Raw genomic sequence first — 19,778 nt, 5'->3', positions numbered from 1 at the left:
TTTGCAGGTACTGTTAAATTTGTATAATACTAACATAAATGTAAGTATGCGGAAAGCGAGCTCAAAAAACCTGGAAAATGAAATGCTGATCAACGCCAGCTGCGGAATGGCCTATACCATAGCGCTTATTGGCGGGCGCTGGAAATTGCCCATTCTTGGCAGGTTAGCGGCAGGAACACTTCGTTATAACGAAATCAGGAAATCGCTGCCCATGGTTTCCGAAAGGATTTTGATCCTGCAGTTAAGGGAACTGGAACGGGATGGCTTGATTTACAGGAAAGTATATCCGGAAGTTCCGCCAAAAACTGAATACCGCCTAACTCCGCTGGGCGTTAGTTTAAGGCCGATACTAAAACTCTTGTCAAATTGGGGAGCCACAAACCGCCCCCTTGCTGCCGAAAGCGTAATGGCATTAAGCTAAGGGACTTTTTGCACCCTATCGCTGGTGTTTAACCACCAGTTCCTTCAAAATAGCTATCCTTGATGCTAGCGATTTTTGATCAATCGGGCCTTTCGCACGGAGAGTTTCAGGGCATAATGAAACTTCATCCTTTGAGGCCTTCTTTTGAAGTTCTTCCTTCGCATTCGCAGCATAAAAGACCCCCAACTGCTTTTCTAAATTTTTCATTTGTGAATGGAATGTTTAGGTTTTAATGGTTAATTGAAGGTAAGTAAATTATATAGTATTTCAACAATTATTCCTTATTTCCGGATAAGCTTCCGCGGGGTATTCTGAAAGCCCCCTTGAGCCTGTCAGATCCTCACCAGCCTCACCGTTGATATTTTTTTAAAATCTGTTTCATTTATCTTACTTTTAAGCGTCCAATTTTAATCAACCAATCAAATAACTAAATATTAAATACATGAGAAGAACAACTTTGCTTATTTTAATAAGTGTTTTTTATACAATTATTTTCAATGCAGATCCGGGCTTTGCGCAAATAAAGAAAGATCAGCTTTTATTTGGCGTTGCTTATTATGATGAATACATGCCCTATAACCGTCTTGACAAGGATGTGAGCATGATGAAAGAGGCCGGGATCAATGTTGTCCGCATTGCGGAATCTACCTGGAGCACAATGGAACCACAGGAAGGCGTTTATGATTTTAGCCATATCGACAGGGTGCTGAATGCCATGCACAATGCCGGCATCAACGTAATCATAGGTACCCCCACCTATGCGGTGCCCACCTGGCTGGTAAAAAAGTATCCCGATGTATTAGCCATTACCTCCAGGGGGCCTAACCAGTACGGTGCGCGTCAGAATATGGATATCACCAATGTCCACTTCAGGGCTTATGCCGAAAAAGCGATCCGTAAAATGTTGGAGCATATTAAGGATCATCCGGCGATCATCGGGTACCAAATCGATAACGAAACCAAGTCATACGGAACAAGCGGCCCGGATGTGCAGGCCAAGTTCGTCACTTATATGAAAGCCACGTATCCTTCGCTGGATAGCTTGAATAAGACCTTTGGCCTTGATTACTGGAGCAACCGGATCAACAATTGGGATGATTTCCCTTCCGTTAACGGGAGTATCAATGCCAGCCTTATCGCAGAGTTTGCTAAATTTCAGCGTTCGCTGGTTACTGACTACCTGGCATGGCAGGCGAAGATCGTCCGTGAATATAAAAGGCCAGATCAGTTTATTACCCAGAATTTTGATTTGGACTGGCGGGGCTACAGTTATGGCATCCAAACGGAAGTAGATCATTTTGCGGCTGCAAAGGTGTTGGATATTGCGGGGATTGATATTTACCATCCATCGCAGGATAAACTTACCGGGGCCGAGATTTCGTTTGGGGGTGATTTGGCCCGGTCAATGAAAGGCGGACAGAACTACCTGGTTATAGAAACGGAGGCCCAGGGATTTCCGCAATGGGTGCCTTATCCGGGTCAACTGCGGTTACAGGCGTTCAGCCACCTGGCTTCGGGCGCCGATATGGTTTCTTACTGGCATTGGCATTCCATCCATAATTCAGCCGAAACCTACTGGAAAGGCCTGCTCAGCCATGATTTTGAACCTAACCCTACTTACGAAGAGGCCAAAACCATTGGCGCCGACTTTAAAAAACTAGCGCCCCACCTCGCTAACCTTAAAAAGAAAAACGAGGTGGCGATCCTGTTCAGTAATGAAGCATTAACCGCGTATAACTCCTTTGGCCCGGGTAATTACAATGGTATTCTGAGGCCGATGTACGATGTTCTTTATAATATGAACGTTGGGGTCGACTTTATCGACCCATCCAGCAGGCAAATGGAAAAATATAAGTTAATTGTGGTGCCGGCATTATATGCTGCGCCCGACAGCTTGTTACAGCGTTTAAACCTGTTCGTTAAAAATGGCGGCCATGTTGTGTATACCTTTAAAAGCGGCTTTGCTGATGAGCATAATAAAGTAAGGTCAGTGCGCCAGCCGGGTATTATTAGTGAAGCCTGCGGAATCACCTACAGCGAGTTTACGGTGCCCGAAAAGGTTAGCCTTAAGGATGATCCTTTTCAGGTGGGTAATCAAAACTATGCCGACAAATGGATGGAACTGATTACACCAACCACCGCCAAGGTATTGGCATGGTATGATCACCCTGCCTGGGGTAAATATGCAGCGGTAACCCAAAATAACTATGGCAAAGGATTAGCTACCTATATCGGTTGTGGCACCAGTGATGCCATTACCGAAAAAATATTCAAAATTGCCGTAAAAGGTGCAGGGCTCTGGGGAAAAGATCAGGCGCTGAAGTTTCCGCTGATCACCAAATCGGGGACGAACCAACTTGGCAAAGCCATTCATTACTATTTCAACTATTCTGCCGAACCCAGGACATTTATCTACCCGTATGCAAATGGTAAAGCCTTGCTTACTGATAAAACCGTGGCCATACAAAGTCAGGTCACTTTAGCTGCCTGGGGATTCCAGGTTATTGAGGAACTATAAAGCAGAAAGTAATTGAAAAAAAATATTGTTAAAAATAAAAGCAAACAAAATAATTTCAACTCCGTATTTTTATAAAAAAATCAACCTTATTAAACCTTTCTTAAAACACAATAGAAAAATGAAAAATTTAATTGTACCAATAATCGCACTGTTTTTATTGCAAAACAGTGCAAATGCTCAAAATGCAAAATCCGCCCAGCCGGAAAAAAAAGCCAACCATTATATTGTAGACCGCGATTCCGCTTTTACTGATCCCAGGCTTGCCATTAAGAAATTAATTGGCGGTAATAAACGATTCATCGAAAACAAATCTATCCGCCCGAGGCAGGATGTCGAAACCATTAAAAAATTAGGGTTTGGCCAAAAGCCTTTTGCCACCATTGTAAGCTGTTCCGATTCCCGCGTACCCAATGAAATAATCTTTGACCAGGGTTTAGGTGATTTATTTATTGTCCGCACGGCCGGACAAGTATCATCGGCAGCCTCTTACGGAAGTATGGAATATTCGGTGATAAAATTGTACACCAAATTAATAGTCGTTTTAGGGCATACCGACTGCGGCGCTGTGGCGGCGGCAGTGGAAAGGCCGGAAGATGTTCCGGGCCATATTGTTACTTTAATAAATGAAATTAAACCGGCTGTAGCCAAGGTTGCACATCTTCCCGGAAATCCGGTGAATAATGCAGTGAGGCAAAACGTGATCGACCAGGTAAACAGCCTCAGAGATCTGGATCCCATTTTACATAAAAAATATTCAAAGGGCGAGATCCTGATCGTAGGCGCCGTTTATGATATCCATACCGGGAAAGTGGAATTCTTAAAAGAAACCATGCTGCATCTTCCGGAAAAGAAATCAAAATAACTCATCGCTTCCAACCGTCTCAGCAGGGTCTCTCGCAGAGGGACCCTGCATTGTATAAAGCCGGATCAACAGGAATTAGTCGGAGGCCCTAAGTCGAATTCTTGTCTTACTGTCTCAGCAGGGTCTCTCGCAGAGGGACCCTGCATTGTATAAAGCCAGATCAACAGGAATTAGTCGGAGGCCCTAAGTCGAATTCTTGTCTTTTCCGACTTAGAACTCAAGACTAACCGTCAATTTTTGAGTAACATGACACTAGCCAGTCCTTGAGATACTTTCCAGCAAATTGCCCACAATTTCCTTATAGCTGCGCCCTATGGGCAGTTGTTTGCCGCCTATCTGTATTTCGGTGCTGCTAAATGCTTCAATGCGTTCTTTTGCCACAATAAATGAGCGGTGGATCCGCAAAAAGTCGCCCTTGGGCAGGTTCTCCTCTATCAGCCCTACCTGGTACTTGGTTACGATCATTTTATCGGCGGTAAAAATCTTTATATATTCCTTAAAGCTTTCAATGTATAAAATCTCGTTAAAATAAAGCTTTACCTTTTTCTTGCTGGTATTTACAAACATGTAACTGTTTCCAGGGGGAATAAATACCGGCGAGGCATAGGATTTCTTCGAATTGATCATTTTTAACTTATTCACCGCCTTCAGAAACCGGCTGAACTCAATGGGCTTTAATAAATAATCAACCACATCCAGTTCATAACCTTGCAGGGCATATTCGTGGTAAGCCGTGGTAATAATAATATGCGGTGGATTTTTTAGCGTCTTAATAAAATCAAACCCTTTCAGTTTGGGCAGATTAAGATCTAAGAAAATGAGGTCTACATCATCTGTACGAAGATCTTCCAATGCCGCAAGCGCATCGGTATACGTATTTTTCAAATTCAAAAACGGCACATTCCCAATATATTCCTGTAATATTTCGGCAGCCAGGGGCTCATCTTCAATAATAATGCAATTATAATTTTCCATTGCTGTTCAGGTTAACTTTCAGGTCCACAAGGAAGGTTTGTTCTAAATTAGTTATATTCAGTGAGAAATCGGCATACGTAAGTTCCAGCTGGCGCCTTACGTTTTTCAGCCCGATGTGCTCATTTATCCGGCCGTTATCAGGATGGTTATGGCTGTTTTCAACCACAAAAGCAAGCCGGCCCTTATTAAGCGCAACATCAATAGCAATAACTGTAGCGTCAATGGTATCATTAACCCCATGCTTAAAAGCGTTCTCCACAAAAGGTAATAAGATCAGCGGGGAGATCAGCTGGTTATAATCATCAATCTGCTTGTTAAAACTTACCTCCAGCCGTTTACTGTACCTGATCTTTTCAAGCTGAACATAATCATCCAGTATTTTTATCTCTTCCGAAATTGCTATGCTGTCCTTTGCCGATTCATACAGCATAAACCGGAGCAGGCTGGCCAGTTTTACCACCACATCGGCCGTTTCATTTGATTTTTTACGGGCCAGCGCATAAATATTATTCAGCGTATTAAATAAAAAGTGGGGGTTTATCTGGTTCTTTAAAAATTTCAGCTCGGTTTCCAGTTTATCCTTCATCAGCTCCTTCTCATTTTTTAAGCTGATTATTTGCATCCTGAATAGTTTTAACGCCACCGCAATACCGGCAACATACCCGATATCCAAAACCGCAACAAACATCCAGGGCAGACTAAATACTTGCTGCCAGGTATATAAGGCACGCTGCGGAAACTCATGCGGAATTATATAATAGGCGCTGCCCAACCGGTGAAGGGCAACAGCTATTAACAGGGCAACGCTTAGCTTAAAAAAAATAAGCCAGGCGTTAACATGCTTTTTAAATGGCTTGCCGGCCACCGTATTTAAGGCATAATAAGTAAAAAACAACCTTGATGGCGTTAATACAAGGTTAAAACAGGCGGCCTGCATAATAATGTTGAGCGGCGGCTCATTGTTATATACAGTATGGATCCAGGCATACTCCAGTAAAGTGCCCTGTATGCTTGTAGCCAGCCAAAAAGTGAGGTGCCTGTAAAACTTATTCTTCACTGTATGAAGATCGTTATTAATTACAATACATCAGGTAAATAAGCATATACAGCAAAAAATCACCCACTAAAGTCACTTTTCTCCACATGAACAACAGCCCATTTTATTTAAGAAATGAAAAGGTTTTATAAAGCCCCTGAAAGTAAGTATCCTGTGCAGATCTGTTTCGCAAAAAACACCACCGGCAATTAATCGCGTATCAAAGCAGCTAATTTGCCTATGGGCGGTTACTAATAAATAATTATACCTGTTGATCTGTTTTAAAGGGTTGTATGTTGGGATCTCTTTTTATAAAGCATTTCAATGCTAATATTTGTTAACGGCTTTTTTGATTTGAGATTGAGAAAAAGTTGAATTTATTTGACAAAGAAAGGCTTCGCGATGAGGCCTTTCTTTTGTTATACTTAAGAATAATAAAAATGGAAATAATAGCTAAACCGCCATTACAAAAATCAAATTACAGGCTACTGTTCAGGTATATCATTATAACCGCTTTTACTGCCGGTTCGTTAGATGCGCTGGCAGCTATTTTTATCCTGTCGCACGGCAATGCTCAATCCATATTTAAATTTATTGCAAGCGGCATATACGGCAAAGACGCCTTTACAGGTGGTGCAGGGATGGTACAATTGGGCATTGTACTGCATTACTTTATTGCATTTTGCGTTACTATATTTTACTTCGTCATCTTTAAATACGTGGCCATTTTTCACAAAAGCGTGTTTGTAAGCACTATAATATACGGCTTGTTCATTTATATAATAATGAACATAGTAGTTTTGTCGCTCAGTAACGTTAATATCCCTCCCCGCACTGCCATAAGCGTTATCCGCAATTCGATAATCCTTATTGTTTGTATCGCGTTTCCAATCGTATGCTTTAACCGGGTTTATAATTCAAAGCGCTAAAACTACTCGGCCTGCGAGATATCAAGCCCTGAAAGGGCTCAATATCCCAGCACAGGTCGAAGGCCTGTGAAATAATGGTGTTAGAAATTCTAAAAGCGATTGCCCCTACCAGGCTTAAAAGGGTAATGTGTTCGTCGCCATGTAATCCAGCTAAAACACAAAGATGATGGGCCCCTCTAAATCCCCCCCGGTTGGGGAGACTTTAGCTTCGCCCGCGTTTATTTTTTTAAAGTCCTCCCTACCGGGCTACCGTGTACCCACATCTTTTATTTCAATTAATTATCAAGAAAAGCTGCTCCGGTAGGAGCAAAATATTGGTAGAAAAATAGAAAATAATAAATTTTCGCTCCGTAGGTGCGAAACCTATTGGACTATTTTACCACGGATTTTCTTTAACCAACCAAAAGGCGGAATAGGTGTTGTACCTACGGCACAAAAAATATTTTTTGACATTTTTCTACCAATATTGAACCCCGCTGGGGTTTTATAAAAAGATGTGGGTACACGGTAGCTCTCAAGAGGAGAATCGCACTTTCCCGCGCTTTTTTTTCCTCCGCCCCCCATGAAAAAAACACCAACAACCATTTCCACTGTAAGTATTACCACAATTTACCGGGTAAATAGCTTTGATAAGCAGTTTTAAGGCTTATATACGCTTTAGCACACCCCCCGGAGAAGAATATTGATATGCCTGCCCATCTATGGTACATTTCATCTTATCAATTTATTAACCTATAAATCAAATCAACATCTTATGTTTAAAAGTTTACTCCTAAAAGGAAGTACACTGTGCGTGCTGCTATGCTGCATAGTTTCTTCATTGGTAGTTACAGCCCAAACAAAACACTCAGGTAAAGTTATCGGCGGCGATGACAAACAGCCTGTAGTAGGTGCGTCCTTACGGATAAAAGGCACCAACACGGGTGCTGTAACAGACGTTAATGGCGAATTCACGCTATCGTTAAGTCCGGGTAATGTGCTTGTGGTAAGTTACCTTACCTATCAAACAAAAGAGGTAACGGTTCAGGGCGATCAATACCTTACCATTGTTCTTACCCCTGCAACCACTGCGCTTAACGAAGTAGTGGTAACCGGTTACACCACTCAGCGCAAAAAGGACATTACCGGTGCGGTGGCCTCGGTAAGCATAACCGATGCCAAAAAGATCCCTGTTACCTCATCAGAACAGCTGTTGCAGGGCCAGGCTTCGGGTGTTACGGTAATTAACCAGGGCGCTCCGGGCTCTTCAAGCACGGTATTTGTGCGCGGTATCACCAATTTTGGCAATACAACTCCGCTGTATGTGGTTGACGGGGTGCAAATTGGCGATATGTCGCGTGTAAACCCGAACGATATCGAAAGCATCAGCGTACTGAAAGATGCCGGCGCGGCAGCCATTTATGGGGTATCGGGCGGTAACGGTGTAATTGTGGTAACTACCAAAAAAGGTAAGGCCGGCAAAACTACATTCAGCTATGATGCCTACTATGGCGACCAGGTGCCTTTACAAGGCAATGTTTGGCATTTAATGACCCCGGCACAACAGGCGCAGCTATCGAAGGAGTCCGGAGACTCGGGGCAAAAATCACTGTATGACCCCAATAACACCGGTAACTGGACCGTGCCTGCTTATGGATATCACGGAACAGCAGCTCCTGCCGGAACATCATTCGGCACAGCCGGCGTAACCAATGATCCTGCCATCGTATCACACTATATCTTCGATGCGGTAAAGCCGGGTAATGACTTCCTGGTGCAGAAATTCAACCAGGCAGGTACTGATTGGTTTCATGAAATTTTTAAGCATGCGCCACAGCAAAGCCATTCGGTTACAGCCAGTGGCGGCAGCGATAAAAACACCTTCCTGTTTTCGCTGCAATACCTTAACCAGCAGGGCACGTTGATTAAAACTTTTGAAAAACGTTACCAGGCACGTGTTAACTCAACCTTTAGCCTGCTGGATAATCATTTCCGCTTTGGCGAACAGGGCTATGTGTTTTACAGGGAGAACAATGGCGGCAGCCCTTTTAATCAGCAAAAGGAAGGCGGCAGTATCTCACATACTTACCGTGAGATGCCGATCATCCCGGTTCATGACGTTGGCGGCAACTACGGCGGCGGTTATGACGGCCCGGGCGGCGAACCTTTGGGTAATGGAAGTAACCCGGTTGCCATACAGGAAAGAAGCAGGAACGACAGGAACAAATCATGGAATATGCAGGGCACCATTTTTGCCGAGGCCGACTTCCTGAAATATTTTACCGCACGTACTGCTTTCAGCGGCAATGCCAATAACACGTTTTACTATTTTACCGCTTATAACCCTTATAATGATTATGAGTCGCATGCCAACCCTAATGCATATGCCGAAGTTTCAAATTATAGCTATACTTATAATTACACAAACTCCATCAATTACAAACAGGTTATAGGCAAACACAATATCAGCGTTTTTGCCGGCTACGAGATCAAACAAAACGGGGGCCAGCAGCTCGGGATAGCGGCAACAACCTTTGTTACGCTCGACCCAAACTTTCTTACAGTTGCAGGTACCACCCTGCCGGCTTCTCTAAATTTGGCAGGCGGCAACGGAACTTTCCTTTACCAGCCTACCGGCACTGAATCATTATTCACCCGTTTGGATTATAGCTATAATGACAGGTACCTGCTTGGCGCCACAGTACGTCGTGACGGCTATTCATCATTCTTCCCCGGTCGCCAATGGGGCACCTTCCCTTCGGTGTCTTTAGGCTGGAGGATCTCGCAGGAAGATTTTATGAAAGGTGTAAGCTGGATAAATGACCTTAAGCTGCGTGGCAGTTATGGCACAACAGGCAGCAATGCCAATATTACCGGTTCAAATGCGGTAAATACCTATAACTATGGCTTCGGCAGCACGGCTTATGGCATAGATGGCAGCTTAAGCAACACTACAACAGGTTATGCCCTAACCGGCATCGGTAACCCCAAAACTACCTGGGAAACCGATAAGATCATCAACGTGGGTATTGATGTTTCCCTGTTCAATCACCTTGATCTGAATGTTGAATATTATAAAAAGTCAATCAGCGGCTTATTGTTCCCGCTGGCGCTGCCTGCAACTACCGGTGGTGCAACTGCCCCTACAGTGAACGTTGGCGATGTACAAAATAAAGGATTTGATATTGCGGCAACTTATCATGATGCTATCGGCAGTGATTTCAAATTCAGTATTGGCGCATACATCACCGCTTACAAAAACAAGATCACCAAGCTGAGCAGCACTGATTTTTTTGACATCTTTTCAGGTTCGCGCGTCGGTTCCTTCGTAAGGGAACAGGTTGGGCAGCCAATAGGCGAATTCTATGGGTACAAGGTGAAGGGTATTTACCAAAATGCATCCCAGCTGGCAAGCTTGCCGGGTTATTCGGGTGCAACTGTAGGCTCATACATTTATCAGGATGTTAACGGCGACGGAAAGGTTAATGCGGATGACCGTACATTTATAGGCAACCCCAACCCTAACTTTAATTACGGTATAAACCTTAATGCCAGCTATAAGCGCTTTGATGTTTCGATGGTATTGTACGGCGAACAGGGAAATAAGGATTTCAACTATGTTAAATACTGGACTGATACTTACCACAGCTTCCCCGGTGGCAAGGATCTCGACCTGCTTACCAAATCGGCAATTGTAGATGCTGCTACCAATACTGTAACAAACCCGGGTGCAACCCAACAGGCATTAAGCGTTGCCAACACCATCCCAAGCACTTTCTATGTCGAAAACGGCTCGTTCTTAAAATGCCGCGTTGCACAGCTTGGGTACACTTTTAATCCCGGCCTTTTAAAATCAGTTGGTGTAACCCAGCTGCATATTTATGTGCAGGGTACCAACCTGTTCACCATTACCAAATACAGCGGTTTGGATCCTGAATTAGTTCCGTCAATTTCTAACATTTCAGGTAACCGGGCAAGTGCCTCAACCGGTGTTGACTGGGGTGCATATCCCAACAACCAAAGAACATACCTGGTTGGTGTTAACATGACATTTTAATTATTAAATAAAGAAAAATAACAGTGTTATGAAAAAATTAAATTATAAAATAATTGTTTTGGGCCTGGTGATCTTTTTTACAGCAGCATACTCTTGTAAAAAGGTTTTGGATAAAGCCCCTACAGGGGTGCTGGCAGGTCCCACACTTGCCAGTAAGGCAGGTGTTGATGGTTTATTAATTGGTGCTTACTCTTTATTAGATGGCTATTACCAGGGCGAACCCGGCACCGGTTACGGCGGAGCAGTAAGCAACTGGCACTACGGTGGTGTAGGGGCCGACGATGCCTATAAAGGCTCAACTACGGATGACCAGGGCCCCGAAGGTTTAGCGGCAATTGAACAGCATGTTGGGATCCCTTTAAACGATCCGTATCTTTACTCTAAATGGCAGGTATGCTACGCCGGCATTCAGCGGGCCAATAACGTGATCCAGGAAGTGCCTTTGGTTACAGATGGCTCTGAAGCAGGTGCGATAGGCCAGAATGCTATTGCCGAAGCGCGTTTTTTGCGGGGTTTCTATCACTTCGAGCTTGCCAAACTATGGAGAAATGTACCTTATGTTGACGAAACCATAACCTATGTTGCCGGTAACTATAATGTAGGCAACCCCGGCCCTATCTGGGATAAAATTGAGGCTGACTTTGCATTTGCAATGACCATATTACCTAAAACCCAGCCACTGGCGGGCCGTGCCAATTATTATGCTGCCGAAGCATTTTTGGCAAAAGCATACCTGTATGATCACCAATATGCAAAAGCCTTGCCGCTGCTAACTGATTGTATCAATAACGGCACAACAGCAACCGGTACTAAATATGCATTGGAGCCTTACAATAATAACTTTAACGCTTCAAGTAAAAATGGCTCCGAATCGGTATTTGCCGCACAAATGACGGTAAATGACGGCTCCGCTGGTCAAAATGATAATGCAGGCGATGTGTTGAATTTCCCGGGCGGCGGTACCTATACCGGTTGCTGCGGCTTTAATGTACCATCATACCACTTAGCTAATGCATTTAAGGTAGATGCCAATGGTTTACCTATGTTCCAGATCGATGCAGCTACCGGGTTTCCAACTTATGATGATGTGAACCTGAAGAATGATCATGGGCTTGGCAGCGGTGATGCCTTTACACCTACTACTGAAGCTGTAGATTCACGCCTTGACTGGACCATGGGCCGCAGGGGGATCCCGTACCTGGACTGGGGATTATGTGCCGGCGAGACATGGACACGCGGTGACCTGGTTCCGTACACTCCTAAAAAGAATTCGTTTTATAATGCGGCCAAATCTGCAACCACTGATAATTTTGGCACATGGGCTACTAACCAGGGCTCCGCAAATAATTATAATATCATCCGCTTTGCCGACGTAATTTTATGGCGTGCCGAATGCGAGGTAGAAACCAATGCTTTATCAGCCGCCGAAGCCGATGTAAACTGGGTAAGAGGAAGAGCTGCTGACCCAACCGGTTGGGTTCATACTTATGTGGATAATAGCGCCCCATCAAAAGGCTTTACCAACACACCTGCCGCCAACTACAAGGTGGGTTTATATACCGGGCAATTTACAGCGAATGGCCAGGCATATGCCCGTGCAGCAGTTATGATGGAAAGACAGTTGGAACTGGGTATGGAAGGCCATCGTTTCTTTGACCTGCAGCGCCAGGATGGTGTAACCGGCGGTCCGGGTGGTACCGGGTACATGGCCGGTGTAATGGCTGCCTATTATAAAGCAGATAACCGCATAGATAACCCGGTGCTTAAAAAAGCAAAATTTACGGCAGGCAGGGACGAGCTTTATCCTGTTCCTTTAGATGAGATAGGTAAGGAAGCCGGGAAATTAAAACAGAATCCTAATTATTAATAAATCAAACTTATAAAAAGAGGCTGTCCCGAAGGTAATTCGGGGCAGCTTTTTTATTAAAGCAGATTCCTGTGCTCCCGGGTGTCCTCGCAGAGTACCCTTCATCAGACAAAGCTGCCTTTTTTGGTCAATAGCACATTAACCGCTCATTTGCAAATTAAGGGAGCTTATACAGTCTGTTCATAACAGCCGGAAATTTCCTGAGCGACCATGCAGAAATAATTTCACCCGCATTCCTATCCGGGGATTGACGTGAATCTATTTCAAAGTCGTAGGAGGTGAATGTATGAACTGTTTCCAGGTCTCTTTTTGCATCGCCTGGCGAACGGTCGCCCCGGGCCAGTTCCCTCCGCTCCAGTTCTTCTAAGGGGCAATGTACGCCCACCAAAAAAGTATCAAAACATCCAAGCTTTAAAGTAAGATACTGAAGCTGATCGTCTGACTCTATAATATAATCCACCAAAAGATTGTTCCCTGCAGTTGCAAGGCCTGAAAGGCAATTAAAATATCCGTTAAAAAGCTTAGCCCGCATTGCCGGCCAGGAAAATGCCCCCCGGGCTTCCCTGCGCTGTGGCAGCACACCGGAGTTAAACATGAAAAAATCCAGGGAGAAATTTAAAAAAGGCTCATCCAGCTTTTTTTGTAATGCTTCGCAAAGCGTAGATTTCCCCGCGCTGGAAGCGCCATTGAGTATAATAATTTTTCCAAAGCCGGGATCAATAAACATGCTCAAAAATAGAAAATCCGCTATACTTCCGGTTGCTAATATGCTAATTCCTGCAGATAACCCCTGCCCGTGCTTACCAGGCAGGTACTTTTTGACCAATAGCCTTAATCCTTTGACCACCGGGTCGTGCTTTAATTAATAACGGTTTAAAATTGTAAACTTTTAATACACAGTTAATTTAGTTTATAAATTTTAAATTTTAAAAAATATAACACCATGAACCAAGTCCAAACATTAAAAAACATTAACCCCGGAAACGCCGACAGACAGTATTACCTCGACTGGTTAAGGGTAATCACCATTTGCCTGGTGTTTCTTTTTCATTGCGGCCGGTTTTTTGATTTTGATGACTGGCATGTAAAAAACGCAGCTGTTTCATCAACAGCAAACCTGTTCACTTTTTTTATGGTACAATGGATGATGCCCCTGTTTTTCTTTATTTCGGGCGCTAGTACCTGGTTTGCGCTTCAATCAAAAACAAGTGGTAAGTTTCTTAAAGACCGGATGCAAAGAATTTTGGTCCCATTAATTTTTGGCATTTTCATCCTTTCGCCACACCAGGTTTATTTCGAAAGGCTTTCGCACCACCAGTTTGCAGGTACGTTTTTTGAGTTTCTGCCCCATTATTTTTCAGGGTTGTATGCCTTTGGCGGAAATTTTGCGTGGATGGGCTTGCATTTATGGTATTTGCTGCTGCTCTTTATCTTCTCTGTTATAACCCTGCCCTTGTTATTGCTTTTAAAGCGAAAATCAGCAAGCCGTACAAAATCCGGATCATCTTTTATTTATCTGTTCATGTTCATGATCCTGCTTGCACTGCCTGGCTGCTTGTTCTCACCCGATAGTATCATTGGAGCCAGGGTTTGGGGAGGCTGGAATATGATAGAGCATTTGGTCCTTTTTATCCTGGGATACTTTGCATTTTCAATAATTAATATTCAAAACACATGGTTAAAGTACCGCAACCTTTTACTGGTAATAACAGTTTTATCAACAGCGGTAAACATCTATCTTTTTATAAATAACATCAAATTTGATTTCGGCACTTTCCCATATTTCCTTAAAATAGCATTAAGAAGCCTGGTTTGCTTCAGCTGGATCTGCACACTTCTGGGTTTCGCCAAAAACAAGTTAAACTATACCAATAAATTCCTCAAATATGGCAATGAGGCTGTGCTGCCGTTTTATATTATTCATCAGCCCGTTATTGTGCTTATTGGCTATTTTGTTGTACAATCACAGCTTTCTATCGGCCTTAAATATGTGGTTATAGTAGTTGTATCCCTAAGCATTGTTATGTTTTGTTATGAATTTTTAATAAGAAGAGTTGAACCAATAAGGTATCTTTTCGGGATAGGCCGGGCAAAGAAAAAATAGAACGGACAGGTTACTGGCACCGTAGACTCGCCTCAATACTATTAAGTTAAGAGGATATAAAAAAGCGCGAAACTAAAGTCTCCCCTACCGGGGGAGATTTAGAGGGGGCTACAAGGCTTTTGGAGAGACTTACATTTGTATTATCCTACCGCAAGCGTCCACCGCTTGTGGCCAGCAGGACAGGTAACAAACAAAGTAGCCTGCAGGACAAACAACCTGTAGGCTATTTTACCAAGTAGATTACAGTCAAAAACTGTACTTTTAAAATCTGAGAGTAATTATAAATTCAATAAACAGAAAGAGTTACAGATTAAACAGCGGATTACTTAGCACATGAGCCACAAGCCGTGGATATATGCGGCAGCTGGGGAAACATGGTTGGTAAATAATATTTTATGTATGTTGAGCAAAGTTGAAAAAATTATTCTTTACAGCATTTTTGGATCAGTTCCTGCCGGCCTTCTCCTGTTTTTTCTTTATTGTGTGATTTTTGGCCCTTCTACAAGGGAAGTTATTATCGAAAGAGATCTGTCCGAGAATGTTAATGGTGTGGTAGACACGGTATATAATGATGAACCAAATCATAATATAAGGACAATCATATTAAAAAATAAAGATATTTTTCAAATTGAACATCTGTGGGAATTACAAATTGAGATAGGTGATTCATTATATAAGAAGAAGGGGTCTTTTTTCTTGGAGGTCTATAAAAAGCAAGGTAAAAAAATAGTCTTGGACTATAGAACGCTGATTCCGAACTAACAGCATCCCTCGCTATCGCAAGTACATTGTCAGTAAACAGAGAAAAGCCTTCCCGTCCCATTTTTTCAGCTCACCTCAACCATGGACTATGAGCCATCAACCATGAACTCCGCTCAAACTTTAACCCAAAAAATAACCACATTTAATTGTAAGTTAATTCAAAATAGTTGTAGCTTTAATTAAAAATACCTAAACATGAAAACATCAAATAAAGTTGCATTAGCAGGCAGTTACAAAAAGGCCCACTCCGGCGAAACCACTGCTAAAATAAACCGCAATACGTTTATAGAAGTAACCTTGCGCATCCGCCGGAAAAAATCGATCGAATCACTTTTAAATGCCGGAAAAAGGGTTGATCACGCCGATTATGAAAAAGAGTTTGGCGCTTCGCAAAAAGATGCAGACCAGGTGGAAGCCTTTGCCCGGCAATACAAGCTAAGCACAGTTGAAGTAAGCTTATCGCGCCGCAGTGTTATTTTGCGGGGCAGCATTGCCAACATGGAGGCTGCGTTTGATGTGAACCTGTCAAAAGCTGTCGACTCGCATGGCGACGATATCAGGGTTAGAAAAGGTGATATTTACATCCCGGAAGCATTAAAAGATGTAGTTGAAGGTGTTTTTGGTTTAGATAACCGTAAAGCCGCCAGGCCCCTGTTTAAATTATTAAAAAAGGCCGATGGCATTAGTCCGCAGGCTTCGGTAAGCAGTTCATTTACGCCAAACCAGCTGGCCGGCATCTATGGCTTTCCGGCAGGCTTTAACGGCAAAGGGCAAACCATAGCCATTATTGAGCTGGGCGGGGGCTACCGCACTACAGACCTTACCAATTATTTCAAAAAATTGGGAATAAAAAAGCCTTCAATTAAAGCAATTTTAGTAGATAAAGGCAAAAATAACCCGTCAAACGCCAACAGCGCCGATGGTGAGGTGATGCTGGATATTGAAGTAGCCGGTGCAGTAGCTTCGGGCGCCAAAATTGTGGTTTATTTTAGCCCAAACACCGATAAAGGCTTTCTTGATGCAATAACCAAAGCCGTGCATGATACAACGCACAAACCATCGGTAGTATCCATAAGCTGGGGCGGTGGCGAAGCCGTATGGACCCAACAATCATTAAATAGCTTTAACGAGGCGTTTAAAGCCGCTGCCGTGCTGGGTGTTACCGTATGTGCGGCTGCGGGTGATAACGGATCGAGCGATGGTTTAACAGACAATAGTGTACACGTGGATTTCCCGGCCTCAAGCCCCTACGTATTGGCATGTGGCGGAACCACTTTAAAAGTAAAGAACAATGTGATTACATCTGAAACCGTTTGGCATGATTCGAACGATTCGGCAACCGGCGGGGGTGTAAGCAATGTATTCCCTCTACCCGATTACCAAAAAAACGCCGGCGTACCCGCTGCGATAGGAACCAACTTTATTGGCCGTGGTGTGCCTGATGTAGCCGGCAATGCCGATCCGAATACAGGCTACAATGTACTGGTGGACGGGCAACAGCTGGTTATTGGCGGCACAAGTGCGGTAGCGCCATTATTTGCCGGACTGATTGCCTGCCTGAATCAAAAAAGCGGTAAATGGTCCGGGTTTATTAACCCCACACTGTATGCGGCAAACCCATCGGTATGCCGCGATATCACCGTTGGTAACAACAGGACTGCCACAGGTAATGCAGGTTACGATGCCCGCGTTGGCTGGGACCCATGTACAGGGCTTGGGGTATTTAGTAAGTTATAGTAAATAACCCTTGGGCTTTATAAAGGCCCTTTCAGAGCCGGGGCAAATCCCCGGCCCTGAAAGGGCCTGACATCTCAGCGCAGGGCACCGCCCTGCGCTAAAATTATGGATTAATCACAACCCCACCTTAAGCTACCAAATTAGCCTCGGCTCCAAAAGCGTGGTCTACTACAATTTTCCAGGTACCGTCGGCTTGTTGCAGCATTACTTCAATACCTTTGGCGCTTATCTTTACTTCGTCGCCATCTGTAATGCTCCATTCAGATCTCCCTACGGCTACGTTTCCTGTCTGGAAGCAATAAACCGTCTTAATCTCCATTTTACCTTTTACAGATAAAATAGCCGTTATTGCTTCTTCAAATTTTTCTCTGCCCGATACCGGTTTTCCCGGCTCTGGCACAATAATGCCGGTAACATCGTACATATTCATTACTGTGGCAACATCGCCTGTGTTAAAAGCGGCTGCAAGTGTGGCGTGGGCATCTTCTGCTCTTTTTGGTAAATTCATTTTTGTTTGATTTTTTATTGATGATTAGAAACTATTATAGAATTGATGAAAAATTATTGTCGCCGATAACTCTCTTTGCCAGCTTACGGGCGTTATCATAAACCTTGTTAAAAAGGAACGGCCCCATGCTGATCCTTTTTACGCCCAGCAGCCGCAGCTCCTCAAAACCGGGCAGATCTGGCATGCACATTACGTTAATGGGGAGCCTGGTGGCGCTCACTACCGCTTTAATATCAGCACTGCCGGTAATACAGGGAACAAAAATGCCGTTGGCGCCTGCGCTTTCATAACTATTAATGCGGATGAGGGTTTCGGTAAGCGCGGTGGGCATTCCAAGCAAAAAGCCGTCGGTCCTGATGTTTAAAAACAGCCGCAAATTGTTCCGGCTAATGTGATCTGCCACTGCCGATAATGTTCTTTGAAATTCGGCGACAGGTTGTAACTGCCGGGTAGCGCCGGCAATGGTATCTTCCAGGTTTATACCTGCAACACCGGCGTCATGCAGCTTGTTTATATTGTCAATAATCCCGGTGGTGGTGCGGCTATACCCGCCTTCCATATCAACCGAAAATGGGATGTTAACTACTTCAACTACTCTTTTAGCTACCTGAAGCAGAATTTCAAAAGGCAGGTTTTCCCCGTCGTCGTACCCAAAGGTGTTTGATAGTGCCTGGCTTGATACGCCAATTGCTTTATAACCATTGGCTTCAAATATCTTTGCGCTATTTACGTCCCAGATATTTCCTAACAATAAAGGCGCTGAGCCTTGATGCAGTTGCGAAAATGTTTCGAATAAATTCATACAATAACTTTGTTTAATAATTAATTTTAACAAAGGTATTGAGCCGTCAAATCCGGAAATTGTACAAACCGGAACCGTCTTAAAATTTATTGAAGTAGCAGCTGGTTAACGGGGGTTATGTTTTCCATATAGGCCGAAGGGGTAACGCCGGTAAACGATTTAAAATCTCTTATAAAATGCGACTGGTCAAAATAACCGCAGTTATAAGCTATGGAAGTAAGCGGTTGATTATTTTTTGCGATCAGCTTCAGGCTAAACTGGAACCGGCTTATTTTATCGAATGATTTTGGCGAGAGGCCGGTATGCTGATAAATTAACCGGTGTAAATAACGCGAAGTAATGCCGTGTTTTGAAGCAATATTATTGATGTTATTTTCGGTGTGATCTTTTTTTATGCTCGTTAAAATATGGGCGACTTTATCAATCCTGAAAACTCTTTTTTCGTTGCTGATCAGTCTTTTCAATAAAAAAGTTTCTATAAGCGCTATTCTTTGGGCTTCGTCTTTTGTTTCCAAAAGCTGCGCGTGTAAAATTTTTACCGGGCTGCCAATAACATCATAAAGGTCAGAGATCTGATCGTTAAAAATACCTATCCCGTCATTAAAAAAATAGGCGGCCGAATGGGTGAAAAACTTAATGCCAAGCATGGTATGCCTGCCCTTTGATTTTATGGCCAGCGGTTTTGTGATCTGCCCCCAGAGCTCTATTTTGGGGGTTTTGAAGAATTTATCCTCAACTGCCGACTCCCATGTACCTTCGCCCAAATTAAAGATCGCTTCCATATCGCCGCTGGGAAATACGGTATCGTCAAATTCAATATCCGAGTCCGATTCAAAAATATAGTAATGCCTTACGTATGGCTTTAAGATGTCTGATGGCGAAAAAAGCTTAAATTCCATGGTGTTATACTTTTACAACGTAAATTTAATGGTAAATATAATATACCACCAAATCTAAAAATTGTACAAATCGGACCAATTGCCTATTTTACGCCATCCCTCAATTCCACCCATAAGCCATCTGCTATGTCCGAAAAATCATCCTTGCTATACCCTCCCGCAACTTTCACACTATGAACTATGAACCATCAACCATGAACTTTCCCCTATTGCTTCTCCCAAATGCCCCTTTCCGGCTATGAACTATGAACCATCAACTATGAACTCCCCCTATTGCTTCTCCCACATGCCACTTTCCGGCTATGAACTATGAACCATCAAC

Annotated in this window: 17 protein-coding genes; 9 read left to right on the top strand and 8 right to left on the bottom strand. The window is 43.5% G+C overall.

What is annotated here, in order from left to right:
* The first annotated feature begins 46 nt into the window (after positions 1-46).
* A complete protein-coding gene (locus tag BUE31_RS30220) occupies positions 47-421 on the top strand; it encodes a winged helix-turn-helix transcriptional regulator (RefSeq protein ID WP_073407657.1) in 375 nt (124 codons plus the stop codon).
* A 15-nt stretch (positions 422-436) separates the two neighbouring features.
* Here the strand turns inward: BUE31_RS30220 and BUE31_RS30215 are convergent, their stop codons facing one another.
* The gene (locus tag BUE31_RS30215; RefSeq protein ID WP_073407656.1) at positions 437-628 is read right to left on the bottom strand and encodes a hypothetical protein; all 192 of its coding nucleotides are present in this window, start codon (positions 626-628) and stop codon (positions 437-439) included.
* 235 nt (positions 629-863) lie between these two features.
* Here BUE31_RS30215 and BUE31_RS30210 point away from each other — a divergent pair, with 235 nt between their 5' ends.
* Both BUE31_RS30210 and BUE31_RS30205 read left to right on the top strand, forming a co-directional pair.
* Positions 864-2,939 carry a beta-galactosidase gene (locus tag BUE31_RS30210; RefSeq protein WP_083620544.1) on the top strand — a complete coding sequence of 692 codons (2,076 nt, stop codon included), beginning with the start codon at positions 864-866 and terminating at the stop codon, positions 2,937-2,939.
* Between the two features lie 118 nt (positions 2,940-3,057).
* Positions 3,058-3,801 carry a carbonic anhydrase gene (locus tag BUE31_RS30205; RefSeq protein ID WP_083620546.1) on the top strand — a complete coding sequence of 248 codons (744 nt, stop codon included), beginning with the start codon at positions 3,058-3,060 and terminating at the stop codon, positions 3,799-3,801.
* A gap of 252 nt (positions 3,802-4,053) precedes the next feature.
* Here BUE31_RS30205 and BUE31_RS30200 read toward each other — a convergent pair whose 3' ends face one another.
* Both BUE31_RS30200 and BUE31_RS30195 read right to left on the bottom strand, forming a co-directional pair.
* Complete coding sequence (locus BUE31_RS30200) at positions 4,054-4,776, bottom strand: LytR/AlgR family response regulator transcription factor (protein ID WP_073407655.1); 723 nt, start codon at positions 4,774-4,776, stop codon at positions 4,054-4,056.
* Positions 4,763-5,833: a sensor histidine kinase gene (locus tag BUE31_RS30195; RefSeq protein ID WP_073407654.1), complete on the bottom strand. Its 1,071-nt coding sequence runs from the start codon at positions 5,831-5,833 to the stop codon at positions 4,763-4,765. Before BUE31_RS30195 ends, BUE31_RS30200 begins: the two co-directional genes overlap by 14 nt.
* A 419-nt stretch (positions 5,834-6,252) precedes the next feature.
* Here BUE31_RS30195 and BUE31_RS30190 point away from each other — a divergent pair, with 419 nt between their 5' ends.
* Positions 6,253-6,741 carry a hypothetical protein gene (locus tag BUE31_RS30190; protein ID WP_083620541.1) on the top strand — a complete coding sequence of 163 codons (489 nt, stop codon included), beginning with the start codon at positions 6,253-6,255 and terminating at the stop codon, positions 6,739-6,741.
* 363 nt (positions 6,742-7,104) lie between these two features.
* Here the strand turns inward: BUE31_RS30190 and BUE31_RS30185 are convergent, their stop codons facing one another.
* The gene (locus BUE31_RS30185; protein WP_143167308.1) at positions 7,105-7,347 is read right to left on the bottom strand and encodes a hypothetical protein; all 243 of its coding nucleotides are present in this window, start codon (positions 7,345-7,347) and stop codon (positions 7,105-7,107) included.
* 148 nt (positions 7,348-7,495) lie between these two features.
* Between BUE31_RS30185 and BUE31_RS30180 the strand changes: the two genes are divergently transcribed.
* Together BUE31_RS30180 and BUE31_RS30175 are read left to right on the top strand one after the other, a co-directional pair.
* Positions 7,496-10,777 carry a SusC/RagA family TonB-linked outer membrane protein gene (locus BUE31_RS30180; RefSeq protein ID WP_073407652.1) on the top strand — a complete coding sequence of 1,094 codons (3,282 nt, stop codon included), beginning with the start codon at positions 7,496-7,498 and terminating at the stop codon, positions 10,775-10,777.
* A gap of 28 nt (positions 10,778-10,805) precedes the next feature.
* Positions 10,806-12,644: a RagB/SusD family nutrient uptake outer membrane protein gene (locus BUE31_RS30175; protein ID WP_073407651.1), complete on the top strand. Its 1,839-nt coding sequence runs from the start codon at positions 10,806-10,808 to the stop codon at positions 12,642-12,644.
* Between the two features lie 157 nt (positions 12,645-12,801).
* Here the strand turns inward: BUE31_RS30175 and BUE31_RS30170 are convergent, their stop codons facing one another.
* A complete protein-coding gene (locus BUE31_RS30170; RefSeq protein WP_083620539.1) occupies positions 12,802-13,491 on the bottom strand; it encodes a chloramphenicol phosphotransferase CPT family protein in 690 nt (229 codons plus the stop codon).
* A gap of 96 nt (positions 13,492-13,587) precedes the next feature.
* Between BUE31_RS30170 and BUE31_RS30165 the strand changes: the two genes are divergently transcribed.
* From BUE31_RS30165 to BUE31_RS30155, 3 genes are all read left to right on the top strand, one after another.
* Positions 13,588-14,748 (top strand): acyltransferase family protein, encoded by a 1,161-nt coding sequence (locus BUE31_RS30165; protein WP_073407650.1) that lies wholly within the window; start codon positions 13,588-13,590, stop codon positions 14,746-14,748.
* A gap of 333 nt (positions 14,749-15,081) precedes the next feature.
* Complete coding sequence (locus BUE31_RS30160) at positions 15,082-15,510, top strand: hypothetical protein (protein ID WP_234997938.1); 429 nt, start codon at positions 15,082-15,084, stop codon at positions 15,508-15,510.
* 195 nt (positions 15,511-15,705) lie between these two features.
* On the top strand, positions 15,706-17,247 hold the full coding sequence (locus tag BUE31_RS30155) for a S53 family peptidase (RefSeq protein WP_073407649.1): 1,542 nt from the start codon (positions 15,706-15,708) through the stop codon (positions 17,245-17,247).
* A gap of 127 nt (positions 17,248-17,374) precedes the next feature.
* Here BUE31_RS30155 and BUE31_RS30150 read toward each other — a convergent pair whose 3' ends face one another.
* From BUE31_RS30150 to BUE31_RS30140, 3 genes are all read right to left on the bottom strand, one after another.
* Entirely contained in the window at positions 17,375-17,755 is a 381-nt protein-coding gene (locus tag BUE31_RS30150; RefSeq protein WP_073407648.1) for a YybH family protein, read from the bottom strand.
* 34 nt (positions 17,756-17,789) lie between these two features.
* Complete coding sequence (locus BUE31_RS30145; RefSeq protein WP_073407647.1) at positions 17,790-18,557, bottom strand: isocitrate lyase/PEP mutase family protein; 768 nt, start codon at positions 18,555-18,557, stop codon at positions 17,790-17,792.
* Between the two features lie 86 nt (positions 18,558-18,643).
* On the bottom strand, positions 18,644-19,456 hold the full coding sequence (locus BUE31_RS30140; protein WP_073407646.1) for a helix-turn-helix transcriptional regulator: 813 nt from the start codon (positions 19,454-19,456) through the stop codon (positions 18,644-18,646).
* Positions 19,457-19,778 lie beyond the last annotated feature (322 nt).

The sequence above is a fragment of the Mucilaginibacter sp. OK098 genome, assembly GCF_900142915.1.
Classification (GTDB): domain Bacteria; phylum Bacteroidota; class Bacteroidia; order Sphingobacteriales; family Sphingobacteriaceae; genus Mucilaginibacter.
The sequence above is the reverse complement of the archived record's forward strand: the minus strand, read 5'-3'. Positions and strand labels throughout refer to the sequence as shown.